The organism is Robinsoniella peoriensis (assembly GCF_000797495.1).
In the GTDB taxonomy this organism is placed as follows: Bacteria; Bacillota; Clostridia; order Lachnospirales; family Lachnospiraceae; genus Robinsoniella; species Robinsoniella peoriensis.
This window is the reverse complement of sequence record NZ_JTGN01000001.1, coordinates 139,076-156,828: the sequence shown is the minus strand read 5'-3', so window position 1 is coordinate 156,828 and position 17,753 is coordinate 139,076. Positions and strand designations below refer to the sequence as shown.

Sequence of the window (17,753 nt, the reverse complement as noted above, 5' to 3'; positions counted from 1 at the left end):
CGTATTTTTTACGCATAAAAAGCTATTCAGTTTAATTTGTTAATTTTTATTACGAAGAGCATAATCTTTTGGAGAATATCCGTAAGATTTTTTGAAACGTTTGCTAAAATAAAATACATCAGAGTAGCCAACCTGTTCCGCAATTTCTGAAATCTTGTATTGATTAGATTCCAGCAGGCGCTTAGAAGCTTCCATTCGTACATTTGTAATGTACTGAAGGATGGATAAGTCATTTACTTTCTTAAATACACTGCCCATATAAGAGGGGTTTAACTGAAAGATATCGCCGATCTGAGCTACCGATAAATCCTGATTACGATAGTGTTCATCAATGTAGGACATCAGTTTCTTGCTTAAAGCCACATCCGAAGGGGAGGTGTCATTTTGCTGGATACATTGCAAGCCGTAGTGGATTGCCGTATTTTTTAAACTATCCAGAGTATATTCTTCATCCAGTATGGAGGATATAAATTCATTGATATTCTGCGGCGTGTTCTCCAGTATGTGGTAATAAATATGGAAAGTCATAAACAATTCCGTTACGATCAGGTATAAATAGTCAACACTGTGTTTCTTTTCAATGGATGAAAACAACTCTTCGATGTAATCAGAAAATGTTTTTTCATCTTTTCCATTGAGATGTAAGGTAATATTTTGCCTTATTTTAGGCAGATCAATGGAATAATCAGGTTCCGGCGTAGCGGCGTACTCCAGCAGCAGATTTGAACCTGTTGAAAAATAGCGCTGGCTCAAACCGTGGAGAACCCGTTTGAAATAAGGGTTCCAGCTTTCTGTTAAGGCAAATAGGTTGCCTACGCTCAGAAATACAAAATGCTTTTCCTTTTCCACAAATTCAGTTAATATGCTGCCAATATGATGAGATGCCTGTCTGGCTGTAAAAAAGATCTGCAGCACATAAATATACTCTGCTTCCTGGGTGTATTCACACTGGAAACCTTTCAGCCGGAGTGATGTGATCAGCCGATGAACCGCCACCTCTGTATCCTCAAATACAAAAGCACCGATATAGAGAGCATGGGTAATTTGTAAAAATTCCGGATAATTTGTATAAAGTGTCTGAATATCAAGAGAGCCGTTTTGCACATTTGTAAGGGCAGTACATTTTTCATAATGGTTAAGTTTTTCAATTTGGCGGTGCTGTTTTCGGGAGAGGGCTATTTTTTCAATACAATCCTCCAAAGTACTTTTTAACACCAGAGTATCTACTGGTTTCAGCAGATACTCTGTAACTCCATACCGCATGGCAGTACGGGCATATTCAAAGTCATTATAGCCGGATAAAATAATAATTTTTGTCTGAGGGTAATCCTCGTGAATTTGTTCCGCTGCCTGAATTCCTGTCATTTTTGGCATTTTAATATCCAGTATAATGATATCCACCGGGTGCTGCTCCAGCAGTTCCATGACTTCCAGTCCATTTTCTGCTTCACCGATAAAGTTCAGATTCAGAGCAGTCCAGGGAATAATTTTTTTTAAACGCTGTCGGATGAAATATTCATCGTCAGCGATCAGCAGATTTAAGGTCATTTTGATTTGCGGCCTCCTTTCCAATTGTAATTGTTGTTACACAGCCTCCTTCAGGGCGATTAGCGATTTCCAGGCCATATTCCGTTCCGTAATAAAGCTGGATACGCTGATGAATGTTTTTAATACCAAAGTGATCGCTGCCAGCCTGCCATATCTGGTCATATGCGTCCTTTGAAAAACCAATGCCGTTGTCCTGCACAACAATGCGGATAGCATCGGTATATTCCGTGACCATGATTTCAAGAACACCTTTATATTCCAGCTCTTTAATCCCGTGATAAATGCTGTTTTCCACAATCGGCTGCAGAAGCAGTTTCAGGCAGGGATATTCATACAGATAAACGGGGCAGTGAATATAGTAATCAAATTTATTAAAGTATCGCACCTGCATAATGTGCAGATAGGCTTCTGTTATTTCCAGCTCTTCTTTTATTGTAATGTAAAACTTACCATTACTCAAGCCTTCCCGGTAAAAAGTAGATAGATTCATTACGATATCAATCAGAGTCTCTTTCTCATCAATTTCAGCAAGGGAACAGATATTATCCAGGGTATTATAGAGAAAGTGCGGATTCACCTGCTGCTGAAGCAGATCCAGTGAAATTTTAGTTTTCATTTTCTGGGATTCCAGCAGGTCATTTTTTAACTTTTCCTGGGCTGCAATCATGCTGTTAAAAGCCTTAAATAATTCTCCGATCTCCGTATCGCTGCATTCTTCCTGTACGGGTGTCCAGTTTCCTTCCTTGATCGTCCGCGTGTGATGGATCAGATGGTCGATAGGAGAACTGATGGTATGGGAAACCTTATGGGATACATAGATACATACTGCGATACATATCAGTGTGATCATCATGGTTATAAAAAATAAAAACATGGTTGGCCTGATAAAATCCAGAAGATTAATTTCGTTTATAATATACCAGTCCAGGGTAGGAAAATACTTATATAATATAATGGAATGAGACGTAAATCTGGATTCATCCCCGGTAGTCGGCTTTAATAAAGAAAAAGAGTCATATTGGGAGCCAAGGGAGATGGAATTATCAGAACTTCGCACATTGCCCGATTCATCTGCCATAAATATATGATTTGTTTCGGTAATCTTATCCCGGTAAATCTGGGAAATTGTGTGCTCCGGTATGGATATTTCAATATAGCCCAATAGGGAGGCTGTCTGATAATGATAAAAAGGACGGACTAAAGAGACCGCTTCCATATTCTGATAACGATTTGTCTGCGGGTGCTTTGTGCGAAGTACCCATACGGATTCCGTATCTACCGGAACATCATCAAGAGTCGTATCATAGGGATAAATCTCAGTAGTAGCCACCATATCTTTTTCTGAAGAATATATGGTTACCGCATGTATAAAGGGAGTGGCTTGTACAATGCGGTTAATCTGGGCGGTTATATTTCGTTTGTCATCAGCATTAAAGGCAGTATGATTATCTTTATATTTACGCATCAGAGACTGTACCGTATTATCTATAATAATAGTCTTAGAATAATTTTTGGTAGATGTCAAATAATAATCTAGCTGAGAAGAAATATAATCTAACTGCCGCAATGCGGAGTTTGTTTCCAAAGCAATAAAATGTTTATAAAAAATAAAAGACGTGCTAAGAAGCAAAACGACCATAAATGCTATGGCAATCCCGGCACTGCTCAGGAAAAATTTAGATTGTATCGAGGCAGAATTTTTCTTATTCATGAAAAAATTTCCTTTCTTATAAATAAAGAGATTTTTAGTTTCTCCTATTATCTTCCTTATATTATATTATTTTAGACAAAAAGTCTACGTAAGGAATATGCTTTTTGCAAATGAAATGCAAAATGTACAAAAAAAATAGAAAATGACCATTCTAATTTGCGGGGAAATTTTTTATAATGATTAAGACTTAAGAAATGAAAACTTAAAAAAATATAAAAAACGGAGGAGAAGAAGCAATGAGAATGAAAAAAGTAACAGCATTATTACTGGCAAGTGCAATGTGCGTTGGAGCTTTGGCTGGATGCGGTAATTCATCCGACACAAAGGAAACAAAAGCAGCAGGTGATACACAGGCAGCTGGAGAAACAAAAGCGGCTGACGGAACAGATGCGGCAAAATCAGAAGGATCCGGTGATGGTGAAAAAGTTACGATCCGTCTTCTGACCAGAATGGCAGGAACAACAACTCAGGTTAATATCTACAATGATATCATCAATGAGTTTAAGGAAAAACATCCGGATGTAACAATCGTGGATGATTCCCAGAGTGATGAGTCTGCATTTAACAATATTCTCTCAACAGATATTGCATCCGGAACGATGGCAAATATCTTCAGAATCCAGGGTGTTGCAAACCTTTCTGAGTATATTGATAACGGCATGATCTTAAATCTTCAGCCGTATTTAGATGAAGATAAAGAATGGGGCGGCGGATTTACAGAAGGTTCCCTTGCATACTACCAGGTACCTGGACAGGAAGGAACTTACGCAGTACCAATGGAATCCGGACTGATCGGTGTATATTATAACGAAGATTTATTCAAAGCTGCAGGCGTTGATAAATTCCCGGAAACATGGACAGAATTTACAGATGCTATTACAAAATTAAAAGACAGCGGTGTAATCCCGATTGCTATGGGAGCTCAGAGTACTTACATGGCAGGACATTTACATGACCAGATCTTCTACAAATGGTTAGGAACAGAAGCAGCGAAACTGCTTGGAACCCGTGAAAAGAAATGGACAGACAGTGACGTTGTTGAAACCTTACAGAAAGAAAAAGACTTAATCGATTTAGGTGCATTCGATGCAAGTGCAGCTGGTATCACAGATGATATCGCTATGACACAGTTCCAGCAGGGTGAAGCAGCAATGGTTATCACAGGACCATGGAACATCGGAACCTTTACAGATAAAGAAAAAACACCTGTAGCTGACAGTATCAAAGTTGCAAAATTCCCATATTTCGAAGAAAAAGAGGAATTTAAAAACGAAGATATGCAGACATTAAGCCCATACATGGTAAGCGGCAAATTACAGGGAAAAGAATTAGACCTGACAATTGAATTATTAAAAATGCTGACAAACAAAGATGCTGCTAAGAGATATGCAGAAGAAGCTGCTTTCTTAATCCCGAGAACAGATATCGATCTTGACGAAAGCAAATGCTCACCATTATTTGTTGAAAATGTAAAATTAGGCGGAACATCAACTGGTATCGGTGTTGACGTATTCGACTTTGATCCATTGACATCCATGCAGGACAGAACCAGAAACTCCATCGTAAGTATGTTTACAGGTGCAACCGCAGAAGCAGCTGCACAGGAGATTCAGGGCGAAGTTGACAATAACGCAAAATAGTGCGGGGTATCAGTCAGTAAATTAAATTCATAATTTCAGATGCTGCCGGGGAATACTCCGGCAGTATATAAAAAATTTCACAATTCACTTTTGAGTATGTTATTGATACCACGCTGATGCGGTGTGCTTTAAATTGAATTGTGAAATTTTTTGTCTAAAAGGAGGACAAAGATACGAATGAAACTAAAAAGTAAGAAGACCAAATTTTATATCTTTCTATTTATCGTTCCTGCATTAGTGATATACCTTCTGTTTCAGATTATTCCATTAATCGGAGCAGTGTATTTTTCCTTTATTGAATGGAGCGGAATTGCAGGATCAGAGCTGAAGTTCGTAGGATTCCAGAACTATGCAAATGCATTTAAGAATCCCGACTTTATATTAGCGTTGAAAAACATGTTAAAGATGGTAGTATTCAGTGTTATTTTCCATACACCAATCGCTCTTTTAATGGCTGTTGCAATTAACACGAAATGCAAAGGATACCGTGTGTTTAAGGCATTATTCTTTGTACCGACAGTATTTCCGTTAACTGCAGTAGGTCTGATGTGGTATTTTGTATTTATGCCAACAGGATCATTCAATGCATTATTAAAAGTAATCGGACTTTCCGATCTGGTTACCCCTTGGCTGGTTAACCCTGCATCTGCAATGAATGTAATCGTATTCGTTAATATCTGGGCGGGTGTTGGATATTTCATGGTAATTTTACTTGCAGGGCTGACTACAATACCGGAAGACCTGTATGAAGCGGCATCCATAGACGGTGCTACAAAAGTACAGCAGTTCTTTAAAATCACAGTACCAATGATGAAACCAACTATTTCTATGTGTATCTTACTGGATATCATCGGATCTGTAAAAGTATTCGACCTGGTATTTGCGATGACCGGCGGAGGACCAAACGGACTTACCAATCTGCCGACAACGCTTATGTACAACGAGGCATTCAAATACAGTCATTACGGACTTGGCAGTGCAATCGGTATTATCATACTGGTCATCTGTCTGGGTGGTACTTTAATCAGTAATAAACTTATGAGCAGCAAAGAGAACTAGGAGGTATACCATGAAAAACAAAGTGAAAAAAGAACGTAAAAAAATAACAGTGGGTACCGTGGTAATGTATTTATTCCTGATTGCGAATGCGGTAATGTTTGCAATGCCAATGGTTTTCACCTTGTTGTCTTCTGTAAAAACGAAAGTAGAAATCTTCTCCAAGCCGTTTGCGCTTCCGGAAGTATTTCAGTGGAAAAACTACGTAGATGCATGGAACGGTGCCAACATGGGCCAGTATTTCATGAACAGTATCATTCAGGCAGGTGCTACGGTTATCGTGTTAGCAATTGTGGCATCTATGGCAGCTTTTATGCTTTCCAGATTTGATTTCAAAATAAATGGATTTTTAAGTGTATTCTTTATGGTAGGTATGATGATACCGGTGCATACGGTTCTTGTTCCGGTTTCCTATATTATCGGAGCTTTAAATCTGAAAAATAATATACCGGCACTGATTATGATCTATGTTGCGTTCAACCTTCCATTCAGTATAATTGTAACTTCAAACTTTATGAAAGGGGTTAACAAATCCCTTGAAGAAGCAGCATTAATTGATGGTGCTACTTATTTCCAGATATACCGCAAAGTTATGCTTCCATTATCGGTACCGGCGTTGTCCACAATTTCCATTTTCAATTTCCTGGGTGCATGGAATAACATTTTATTCCCTCTGTTGTTCATCAATGATAAAAAATTAAAACCAATTGCCTTAGGGTTGCTGAACTTCAACGGAGAACGTGGTAGTGAACATGGTCTTTTAATGGCTGCAATTGTTATAACAGTAGTAGTACCGCTTGTATTATACCTGTTATTCCAGGAAAAAGTAGAGAGCGGTTTGTCAGCAGGAGCAGTAAAAGAATAAGAATTGATAATTGCTATTGGCTGAATAATCAGATATAATTTTAAATATATGCCCAGGCAGTTTTTTACAAACGAAATAAGGGCGGAAAACATCAGGAGGAATGGTACGTGGGAAATATCAGATACAGACAAATTCATTTAGACTTCCATACCAGTGAATATATACCAGAAGTAGGAAAAGACTTCAATAAAGAAGAATTTGCAGACACCTTAGTGAAAGCAAATGTAGATTCTATTACCTGTTTTGCAAGATGCCACCATGGATGGCTCTATTATCCATCTAAGAAATTTCCGGAATTAATCCATCCGGAACTTACGAACCACAACCTGTTATTAGAGCAGATTGAAGCCTGCCATGAAAAAGGCATCAAAGTACCGATCTATACAACTGCACAGTGGGATGGACGTATTATGAGAGAACATCCGGAATGGCTTGCTGTGGATGAGAATGGTGAATATATCGATACCCAGCACGTACCGGCACCTCATTTTTACCATACCATCTGCCTGAACAGCGGATATCGTGAATTCTTCAAGGAACATTTGGAAGATATGATTGATGTGGTAGGGGCAGATAATGTGGATGGTATCTTCATGGATATACTTTTCCAGGTTGATTGTAAATGTGAGCACTGTGTTAAGAAGATGGAAGAACTTCACGTAGATGTGGAAAGCAAGGCGATGCGCCTTCGTTATTCCATACATATGCTGGAAGAATTCAAGTCTGAAATTTCAGCATTCATCCGTGAAAGAGCGCCAAAAGCAAGTATATTTTATAACAGTTCCCATGTAGGTCCTGCTTATAAGGACAGTTTCAAGGATTACAGCCATTTAGAGCTGGAGTCATTGCCAAGCGGCGGGTGGGGATATGATCATTTCCCGGCAACCAGCCGATATGCAAGAAACCTTGGAAAAGAGATGATCGGAATGACCGGTAAATTTCATACTTACTGGGGAGATTTCCACTCTCTGAAAAACCGTGCGGCGCTGGAGTTAGAATGCTTTAGCATGCTGGCAATGGGCGCAGGCTGTTCTATAGGTGACCAGCTGCATCCAAATGGGAAATTATCCCCGGGTGCCTATGACCTGATCGGGCAGGTTTATGGCAGCGTTAAGGAAAAAGAACCATATTGCCGCAGTGCGTCATCCGTAGCAGAAATAGCAGTGCTTACACCGGAAGAGTTCTATCCGGAAGAAGAATACGATCTGGGAATTTCACCATCTCTGATTGGTACGGTACGTATGCTTCAGGAATTGTCCTACCAGTTTGACATCATTGACAGTCAGATGCCTATGGATCAGTATAAAGTTGTCATCTTACCGGATTGTATCTATTACAATGCGGATTTGGAAAAGGTGATGAAAGATTATATTGCAAAAGGCGGAAAAGTAATTGGTTCTTTTGATTCCTGTATTCCAAAGGATGGAAGTGAAAATATTTATGGTGTGAAATATTTAGGAGAATCTAAGTTTTACCGTGAATTTGTCATGCCGAATGAAGTAATTGGCAAAGATCTTCCAAAAGAAGAATTTGTTATGTATTTAAGAGGATTTGATGTGGAAGCGGCAGGAGCCGAAGTGTTAATGGATAAAATAGAACCTTATTTTGACCGTATTGGCAAGACTTTCTGTTCCCATCAGCATGCTCCGTCATCCGGAAAAGCAGGTTATCCGGCTGTGACGAGAAATGGAAATGCCGTTTATTTTTCACATCCGATCTTCCATCTCTATCGCAAGAATGCGGCAAGATGGTGCAAACTGATGGTGAAAGATGCGCTGGATTTATTATTAGAGAATAAGCTGGTAAACCATGATGGACCATCCACACTGATATCATCACTGAATCACCAGGAAGCAGAAAACCGTGATATTCTTCATTTATTACATTATATTACTGAAAAACGTTCCGAAGATATCTATACGGTAGAAGATATCATCCCGCTGTATATGATTACAATGAAGCTTTATGCAGGAGACAAAGAAGTTAAATCCGTGTCTCTGGTACCGGAGAACAATGCCATTTCCTTTAAACAGGAAGGACAGTATATTACTTTTACTTTGCAGGAAGTGAAAGGACATAACATGATTAGTATCCAGTATTAATCCAGTAGTCCATATAGCTTGAATCCTCAATAAACACTTGTCTATTTCCGAATATTATCAATTTTAATAAAACGGGAAAACACGATTAATATCAAAGAGCAGGATGCCAGGAGAGATCTCAAGCATCCTGCTCTTTATGGAGTCCTAAATAAAAACAGAGAAAGGAATGCCCGCCGTCAACAGTACGTCAGGTGAGGTGTGATTATGATAGAAGCAGTTGTGAACAGCAGCGAGACTTTTCAGGTGAATTTTATAAATAAAGAGGCATGGAGCCGCACGAAATGCCCGGAATATGTAAAAAGACTTTTCCAGGGTGAATATCTTCAATCCTGCTTTATGAAAAATTCAAATGAACGGATTGATTTATTCATCGGTTTAGGTGATAATGAGTGTAGCAGTAAGGAGATCAAAGAGGTTACAGCCAAGGCAGTAAAAGAGATGAAGCAGCACAATATCTATGAGTTTTCCATAGATGTATCGGACTTCATAGAAAAAAAGGGAACCTTTGCCGTTCGTGAAGCAGCGGAGGGAATCCTTATGGGAGCTTACGAAGGACCTTTTTTTGGAGAGAAAGAAAAGAAAGAATGGAAAGTATATTTAACCGGAATAGCACAAGCCGAGTTAGAGCCGGCAAAAAAAGAGCTTGAGGCAGGGATTCATATCGGGGAATCAGTAGTATGGGCAAGAGATATGGTTAACATGCCCGGCAATCATTTTAAGCCCTTGGATTTCGCTGCAGAGATCAGTAAAAAGATGGAAAGTAGTGGTGCTGTCTGCGAACTTATCAGCTATGAGCAATTGAAAAAGCTTGGAATGAAAGGTCTGCTGGCAGTTGGTGAGAGCAGCTCCAATGAACCCTGCTTTTTAATTTTCCGATATCTTGCAGCTCCGGACAGTAAAGAAATAACTGCCCTGGTTGGAAAAGGAGTTACCTGTGATACGGGCGGATATTGCTTAAAGCCTGCTAATTCCATGCTTGGAATCAAAGGCGATATGGCAGGGGGCGCAGCCGTTGCAGGTGCGGTACTGGCGCTGGCAAAAAATAAGGTTAAAACAAATGTAATTGGTCTCATTCCAATGTGTGAGAACCGGATTGCTCCAGGAAGCCTTGTTCCGGGAGATGTGATATCTTCTTATGCTGGAAAGACAATTGAGATATGTAACACGGATGCAGAGGGGCGCCTGATATTGGCGGACGCGGTTGCCTATGCTGTGAAAAATGAAAATGTGACCCGGGTTTTAGATATTGCCACACTTACGGGAGCGGTTGTAAATATGTTTGGATTCTCTACAGCGGGAGTTGTATGTGATAACGATGACCTTTTCGCAGACTTTAAAGAGGCATATCAGATATCAGGAGAACGCTATTGGCGGCTGCCTGTCTATGAAGAGCAGGAGCGAATGATTGAGAGTAAAATTGCAGATATCAAAAATATGGGAGAAAGCCATTGCGGTACCATTACGGCAGCGTTATTTATAAAAGCGTTCGCGGAGGAAAAACCGTGGATTCATCTGGATATCGCAGGTACTGCCTGGGTAGACAGCCCACTTTTTGAGTTTCAGTCAAAAGGTGCAACCGGTGCAGGAGTTACATCCCTTTATTATTTATTAGACAGAAAGGATAATTAATATGTTTTCAATAAAATGCGAAGAACGGATTGAAAAAGGATTTGCAGATGCAGCAGCGGCATATCCGGAGATTTATGGAAAAATCATTGACAAATTTAACGAATGCTCCGAACATGAGACAATTCTGATGAAATATTTATATGCTGCCATGCCCCTTAGTGATCTTGGAAATTACACTTTTGAGGACTTTTCAGATTATGCGAAACAGGGCGTGTTACTGTGGGACAAGGGCCCGTTTGCCGGAAAAGTTCCAGAGGACATCTTCTTAAATTATGTAGTTTATCACCGTATAAATGAAGAGGATATTTCTCCTTGCAGAAGCTTTTTCTATTCACAGTTGTCTAAACGGATAGAGGGGAAAAGTATGGAGGAAGCGGCCCTGGAAGTAAATTACTGGTGTGCCGAAGAAGCTACATACCAGACTACGGATGACCGTACCGTATCACCTATGACTGTGTATAAAAGTGCGTTTGGCAGATGTGGGGAAGAATCTACATTTACCACAAGTGCACTGAGAAGTGTGGGAATTCCTGCGCGTCAGGTCTATGCTCCCAAATGGTCCCATTGTGATGATAATCATGCCTGGGTAGAAGTATGGTGCGATGGTGAATGGCATTTTATTGGTGCGTGTGAACCGGAAGAAATTCTGGACAAAGGCTGGTTTACCAATGCGTCATCCAGGGCCATGCTGATTCATTCCAGATGGTTTGATTTCATAGGGGCAGAGGAAGAAGTGATCCAGAAGGATGGCATGGTAACCGTGCTGGGTCAGCTTAAGCGTTATGCGCTCACAGAAAAACTGACGGTACACGTTACAGACCGTAATGGCAGGCCGGTGCCGAGAGCACTTGTAAAATTTGAGATTTTAAACTATTCCGAATTTGCTCCCATCGCTTCAATCGTAACAGATGAAAAGGGACAGGCGGGATTTTGTACAGGACTTGGAAGCTGTCATCTGCATGTGATAAAAGATGGGGTATTTGCAGAGATCTTAGTGGATGTGGATAAAGAAAAGGAGTGTTCTGTATCTTTTGATGCTGTACTGGAAGAAGATCACCTTACAGATGTCAAAGCCGGATGCATGCCGCCGGTTATGGACGGCTGGCAGGATTTTGACGTGATTGCCCCTAAAGATGCCAGAATTAACACGAAGCAGCCGGCAAAAGAGCAAAAGGAAAGAGGAGAGGTACGTTTCGCAGAGGCCGCAGCCCTCAGACAGAAAAAGGCGGCATCCTTCTATCAGGCGGCAGAAGCAAATGAGATCAGCAGCTCATATGGAAGCGGGATTGATGAGATTCTAAAAGAAAGCAGGGGCAATTTTAAGGAAGTAGTAAAATTTTTGTCTGCTTCCGAAGAAATGGATCTTAGAAAAGAACTGCTCTTCGTATTGACAAAAAAAGATTACCGTGATTTGAAAAGTGACGTACTGGAAGAGCATCTAAGAGAAAGCAAGGCTTATGCCGAACATGTACCCCATGACATTTTTGTTCGTTACATTTTAAACCCCAGAGTGCATATGGAACCCCTTACCAAATACCGTGAGTCCATCCTTGGATATTTTACAGAGGATCAAAAACAGGCATTTATTGCAGAACCAACCCGTATCTGGGATTATATTGTAGCAGCCGTTGGGGAAAAGAAAGACAGAGAATATGACAGCCTGACAACTTCACCGGTGGGATGTCTGATGCTGAAGACAGGCAGCACCCAGTCCAAAAAGATTCTTTTTGTTGCAGTCTGCCGTACACTGGGCATAGCGGCAAGGTTAAATCCTGCGGATCTTGCCATGGAGTATTATAAAGAAGGTGCATTCTGTCCCATCGTGGAAAATGCGAAAAAAGATTGTACACTCAGTCTGGCATCCGGCGGCAGTACAAAATGGGTATATTTCCAGAACTGGACTCTTGCAGTATTAAAAAATGGTGATTATCAGACTTTGAACCTGGCAGCAGAAGTGTGGAAGGATGGTATGACCGTTCCATTAGAGACAGGTGTTTACCGCATTGTAACCTCAAACCGTCTGCCAAACGGAAATATTTTTGCAAAAACGTATTGTTTCTCATTGGACCAGGGAGAAAAGAAAGAATTAGTTCTTTCCCTGCGCGAGGCAAAATTATCCGATATGCTGGAAAATATCGAGATTAATGATTTTATACTTCACAGAAAAGACAGAAGCGAGATCATGGCTTCTGAAATCTTGCAGAATAAAAAGAACCTGATTATCTGGATGGAAGAGAGCAAAGAGCCTACCGAACATATTTTAAATGAATTATATGAACGGAAAGAGGAATTTAACAGCATTGACGGACAGATTATCTTTGTAGTAAAGGAAGAAAAATCACTGCAGGATCCTACCTTGTCCAGAACGCTGGCATCTCTGAAGGATGTTCAGATTTATTATGACAGCTTTGCTGAAAATGTAAATACACTGGGAAGAAGGATGTATGTAGACCCGGATAAGTTACCGCTAATTATTGTGACAAATCCCGGCTTAAACGGAGTATATGCAACCAGCGGCTATAATGTTGGAACCGGAGACATGCTGCTTAGAATATTGAAATAGATATGAGGAAAGTCCGGTAATTAAAGATAGAACGGGGAACGGGCGTATTGCTGATGACAATACGCCCGTTTTTTCGTGTAATCCTATTGTTTTTTTGTATTTAAGCCTCGTCTTTCAGTGGTGAATAGCGGACCTTAAAGCGGATATCCTGGTTATAATCCCCGAAGGAGCTGCCAAATATAGTCATTCCGCCTACATGTCTGGCGGTATCCGGAACGCCCAGTCTGAACCGGATCATGTCCCGGTCGGTAAAAGCAAAATCATCAATCGTGACATCTGAGATTTTCAAATCATCCATAAAGGTGCCGTTTTTATTTATGATCAGGTTCTTTAAAAGGCCATATTGATTCCAATTCGGAAACCACCAGCCTGGCGTAAAATGACCCGGGCGGTCTGCATAGTCTCCGGGGCTGGTCCAATAACCCACAAAGGTTTCATTTATATAAAAATGAATATCGGATGGCCAGATACTGTTGCTTCCCGGGGCTTCGGAGCTGATTTCCAGAGAGATATCAATTTCATCAATTCGCTGTGACGCAGGCAGTACATTAGGCAGAATATATTCCACATAGCCTTTTCCGAGCCAGAGGATATCAGCGTCAAAACGCTGTTGATGAACGAAGAATCTGGGATCATCCACATCACCGATCAGAGAAGCAGGTGTGGAGATGCCGCAGGTGGGATAAATGGAAAAATCGGAATATTGCCCGACTTTCAATTCCGCAATAGATTCGTTCTGGATAACAGGTTCCTGAGTCAGAGAAAAAAGTATCTGTCCGATATGAGCAGAGCAGACCTTCTGGTTGCCGTGTCCATCACCTTCGCTGGTGATTTTCACCAGACCGCAGTCTTCCAGCTTCTTAATATGGCTGGTCAGGGCACCGTTCGTGATATTTACCCGTCCGGCGAGTACGTTCATATTCATAGGGCCTTCATCCAACAACAGATTTAAAATAGAGATCCGGATATCGGAACCAAGGGCTTTAAAAAGCGGCAGGCCGCTGTCGATGTCTTTGAGATAACGCATAGGGTGTTCCTTTCGTAAAACCTTTTTGGTCGTATTGAGAATTATTATAGCGCTATTTGGAGGAAAATACAATAACGAATGCGGAAGCAGAAGGAACACACAACAAAATCAAAGAGTTTAAGATAAACTAAATTAATTTAAAAATAACTTGACAAGATATGGATTAAAATGTATAGTTTAGTTACGAAGCGAATAAAAAGTCATTAAAAATATACAAATTGCACAAAATACATATGATGAATATATACTAAATGCCGGCCGGCAGAAAATAGTTTTGATGATTGTTGAAGCAGTGCTGTGATGTGTGGGTTGATGACCTTTTTTGCTTGGTAAATGTAACCTTATGTGAGTTATTTTCTAAGTGAGTTTATTCAGGGAGGAACGAAAATGAGAAGAAAATTAATTAGTACTTTATTGTGTGTGTCTATGGCAGTTACTATGCTTACCGGGTGTGGAGGTAAGGAGGGCAGTTCGGCTTCGGGAACGGAAGGGACCAATACAAGCTCTAAGGAGGATGCTTCTTCTGAAAATGCGGATGGGAAGGAAGCAGATTCTGAGACAGAAGTTGTGACAACTACCGGCGATGCCAATGGAACGCATTTTGATATGTGGACATTTGTAGAGATGCATTCACAGTTTTATTCAAATATGGTGCAGAAGTGGAACGAAGAAAATCCGGATAAGACCATTGAAGTTACATTTACTACATATCCATTTGCAGATATGCATAATAAGCTTACCCTGGCATTACAGTCAGGCGAAGGTGCACCTGATTTATGCGATGTGGAAGTTGGACAATTCCCCAATTTTCTGCAGGGGGAAGTACAGTTTAAAGAACTGAATAGTTTTATGGAACCTTATACAAAAGATATCGTACAGTCACGTATTGACCTTTACAGTAAAGATGGGAAAAATTACGGAGTGCCTACCCATGTTGGGGCAACGGTAATGTTCTATAACACAAAGATCCTGGATCAGTATGGTATAGACTATACGCAGATTAAAACCTGGGATGATTACACACAGGCAGGGAAGAAGTTAGCAGAAGCGTCTGATGGTAAAGTCAGGATGACATCTGTGGATACGGCAGGTACGGACTGGCTGTCCCTGTCTATGGCGGAATATGGTGAGGACTGGACAGATGAACAGGGCACAGCAGACGTAACCATTGATTCTGTGAACAAGATGCTTACCATGCAGCAGGACTGGCTGGATGAAGGAATTGCCATGGTATCGCCGGGCGGCCATGTAGATATGGAGGAAGGGTATGCCAATGTGGCAGATGGAAATATTGCTTCATTCCCAAAAGCAATGTGGTTTATGTCCAGATTCCTGAATTATATGCCGGAAATGACAGATACCTGGGCGATTGCACCCTGCCCGGTATATGAAGAAGGACAGAACAGATCTGTGGGCATCGGCGGAACAGGAACGGTTGTAACCAATCAGTGTGAAAGTGCAGACCTGGCAGCAGAATTTCTGGCATGGGCGAAATTGTCGGAAGAAGGAGAAAAGAAAATCTGGGAAGACCTGGGCTTTGATACCTGTAATACGAAAATATGGACAGATAAATCCATAACAGAAGATACATCAAATAAATATATTTCCTATTTCAAGACAAATCCATTTGATACTTTAAATGAGATTAAAGATGAGATCGGCATTGTAAAAGTAGTTACGATTACCCCGACTATTGGCGAAGTATTTAATAATACCACCTTAAATGCAATTTTAGAAGACCGGCAGGATGTTACAGAGGCGCTGCAGGAAGCGCAGGATAATGTTTCCCTGGAACAGTAATGAGTGCAGATGCTAAAATTGGTTAAAGGAGGGAAATACCGTGAACAAGTTAAAAAAAATATTTTATTCCCAGAAAATTGCACCTTATGTGTTTGTTCTTCCGTTTATTTTAAGCTTCCTGGTATTCTGGATCTATCCTTTGTTCAGTACGGTTAAGATGAGTTTCCAGTCGGTCCTGCCGGGTCAGGTGGAATGGATAGGGACAGCCAATTATACCAAGCTAATAAAAGATGCTGCATTTCATACGGCTGTCTGGAACAGCGCAAAATATACGCTGTTCACCATTGCATTACTGATCCCTTTTCCCATGCTGTATGCGGTAATGATGGACAGCCGCCTGACAAAAGCAAAGGGACTCTGGAAAGCAATTTTATATCTCCCGGCCCTTACCTCAGTAGTGGTAGCAGGTACTATATTCCGGCTGATGTTCAGCGAATTGAATGGGTCCGCCATGAATCAGCTGATCGGACTGTTTGGAGCAGGCCCTCTGAAATGGCTGAAAGAATCCACAACAGGCATGTTGGCATTACTTGTGCTGGCATGCTGGAGATGGACCGGTGTGAATACACTGTATTTTATAGCAGGGCTTAAAAATATTGACACAGCTCTTTACGAGTCGGCAGATATCGATGGAGCAACAAAATGGCAGAAATTCCGTTTTGTAACGGTTCCGCTTTTGAAGCCCACCAGTATCTATGTATTGACAATCAGTATTTATGCAGGATTATCCATGTTCCTGGAAAGCTTTATGCTATGGAATGGGAATTCGTCACCTAAAAATATCGGACTTACGATTGTAGGGTACCTGTATCGGCGCGGTATTGAGAAGAACCAGCTGGGGTATGCATCTGCCGTAGGATTGGTGCTTCTTCTGATAGCCTTGATTATCAATATATTCCAACTGGTTATGAATGGGACTTTTAAAAAGGAGGAACGGTAAGATGGGTAAAAGAAAAGAGCGTTCATCCATGAGCAGAAACCAGAAGATCCTGGCAGCAGTCAATACCGGAATCTTTGCGATTGTAAGTTTAGTTGTAGTAGCCCCGCTGCTTATTTCGTTTATAGCATCATATCGTCCAGGTAAGGATCTGATAAGGTATGGAATGAGTCTGAATCTGGATTTTTCCGCCATGAGCCTGAATAATTACAAATACTTGTTTACCGGGAATCACAGTTATTTCTTATGGTTTAAAAACAGTATGGTGCTTACGGTTCTGACAGTTGTACTGACACTTCTGATCTGTTATTTTGTAGCATACGGGCTGACGATGTATCAGTATAAACTGCAGAATTTACTGTTTTTCCTGGTAATTGCAACAATGATGGTACCTTTTGAAATCCTGATGCTTCCGCTGTATCAGGAGATCATAGACCTGAAACTGATTAACAGCCGTGCGGGGGCGATTCTTCCGGGACTTTGTGCTGCGTCAACGATCTTCTTTTTCCGGCAGTACATGAGCGGTCTGCCGAAAGAACTGCTGGATGCAGGCAGAATAGACGGGGCAACGGAGTATGGAATCAGTATTAAAATAATGATGCCAATCACGAAGCCGGCTTTTGCGGCAATGTCAATATTATGCGCCATGGGTTCCTGGAATAACATGCTCTGGCCCCTGCTGGTATTTCGTGATGCTGATAAATTTACTTTGCCCATCGGTTTAAATACGCTTTTGACTCCTTATGGAAATAATTATGACCTGTTAATTGCAGGTTCTATGTTTTCTATTCTGCCAATATTTGTACTTTTTTTATGTTTTCAAAGGTATTTTATTGATGGAATGACGGCGGGAGCAGTCAAAGGATAATGAAGCG

Annotated in this window: 12 protein-coding genes; 9 read left to right on the top strand and 3 right to left on the bottom strand. The window is 40.8% G+C overall.

Annotation, left to right across the window (positions count from 1 at the left end; all coding sequences use genetic code 11):
- Positions 1-39: 39 nt before the first annotated feature.
- Positions 40-1,548: a response regulator transcription factor gene (locus QR40_RS00675; protein ID WP_044292915.1), complete on the bottom strand. Its 1,509-nt coding sequence runs from the start codon at positions 1,546-1,548 to the stop codon at positions 40-42.
- Positions 1,523-3,259, bottom strand: coding sequence for a cache domain-containing sensor histidine kinase (locus tag QR40_RS00670; protein WP_052430641.1), 1,737 nt, complete (start codon positions 3,257-3,259; stop codon positions 1,523-1,525). The genes QR40_RS00675 and QR40_RS00670 overlap by 26 nt, the downstream gene beginning before the upstream one ends.
- 236 nt (positions 3,260-3,495) lie before the next feature.
- Here QR40_RS00670 and QR40_RS00665 point away from each other — a divergent pair, with 236 nt between their 5' ends.
- From QR40_RS00665 to QR40_RS00640, 6 genes are all read left to right on the top strand, one after another.
- Positions 3,496-4,899: an ABC transporter substrate-binding protein gene (locus tag QR40_RS00665; protein ID WP_044292914.1), complete on the top strand. Its 1,404-nt coding sequence runs from the start codon at positions 3,496-3,498 to the stop codon at positions 4,897-4,899.
- A 177-nt stretch (positions 4,900-5,076) separates the two neighbouring features.
- Positions 5,077-5,958, top strand: a complete 882-nt coding sequence (locus tag QR40_RS00660) for a carbohydrate ABC transporter permease (RefSeq protein ID WP_044289315.1) — start codon at positions 5,077-5,079, stop codon at positions 5,956-5,958.
- Positions 5,959-5,968: 10 nt separating this feature from the next.
- On the top strand, positions 5,969-6,820 hold the full coding sequence (locus tag QR40_RS00655) for a carbohydrate ABC transporter permease (protein WP_044292913.1): 852 nt from the start codon (positions 5,969-5,971) through the stop codon (positions 6,818-6,820).
- A gap of 107 nt (positions 6,821-6,927) precedes the next feature.
- Positions 6,928-8,922, top strand: a complete 1,995-nt coding sequence (locus QR40_RS00650) for a beta-galactosidase trimerization domain-containing protein (RefSeq protein WP_027293779.1) — start codon at positions 6,928-6,930, stop codon at positions 8,920-8,922.
- 204 nt (positions 8,923-9,126) lie between these two features.
- Complete coding sequence (locus tag QR40_RS00645) at positions 9,127-10,551, top strand: leucyl aminopeptidase family protein (protein ID WP_044292911.1); 1,425 nt, start codon at positions 9,127-9,129, stop codon at positions 10,549-10,551.
- 1 nt (position 10,552) lies between these two features.
- Entirely contained in the window at positions 10,553-13,114 is a 2,562-nt protein-coding gene (locus QR40_RS00640; RefSeq protein WP_044292909.1) for a transglutaminase domain-containing protein, read from the top strand.
- 100 nt (positions 13,115-13,214) lie between these two features.
- Here the strand turns inward: QR40_RS00640 and QR40_RS00635 are convergent, their stop codons facing one another.
- Positions 13,215-14,141, bottom strand: coding sequence for an ArsR/SmtB family transcription factor (locus QR40_RS00635; protein ID WP_027293782.1), 927 nt, complete (start codon positions 14,139-14,141; stop codon positions 13,215-13,217).
- A gap of 387 nt (positions 14,142-14,528) precedes the next feature.
- On the opposite strand from QR40_RS00635, the gene QR40_RS00630 reads away from it, so the two are divergent.
- From QR40_RS00630 to QR40_RS00620, 3 genes are read left to right on the top strand one after another with little or no spacing between them, the layout of a single operon-like run.
- Positions 14,529-15,941: an ABC transporter substrate-binding protein gene (locus tag QR40_RS00630; protein ID WP_044292907.1), complete on the top strand. Its 1,413-nt coding sequence runs from the start codon at positions 14,529-14,531 to the stop codon at positions 15,939-15,941.
- Between the two features lie 40 nt (positions 15,942-15,981).
- The gene (locus QR40_RS00625) at positions 15,982-16,881 is read left to right on the top strand and encodes a carbohydrate ABC transporter permease (RefSeq protein ID WP_027293784.1); all 900 of its coding nucleotides are present in this window, start codon (positions 15,982-15,984) and stop codon (positions 16,879-16,881) included.
- 1 nt (position 16,882) lies between these two features.
- Positions 16,883-17,746 (top strand): carbohydrate ABC transporter permease, encoded by an 864-nt coding sequence (locus QR40_RS00620; RefSeq protein ID WP_027293785.1) that lies wholly within the window; start codon positions 16,883-16,885, stop codon positions 17,744-17,746.
- Positions 17,747-17,753: the final 7 nt, after the last annotated feature.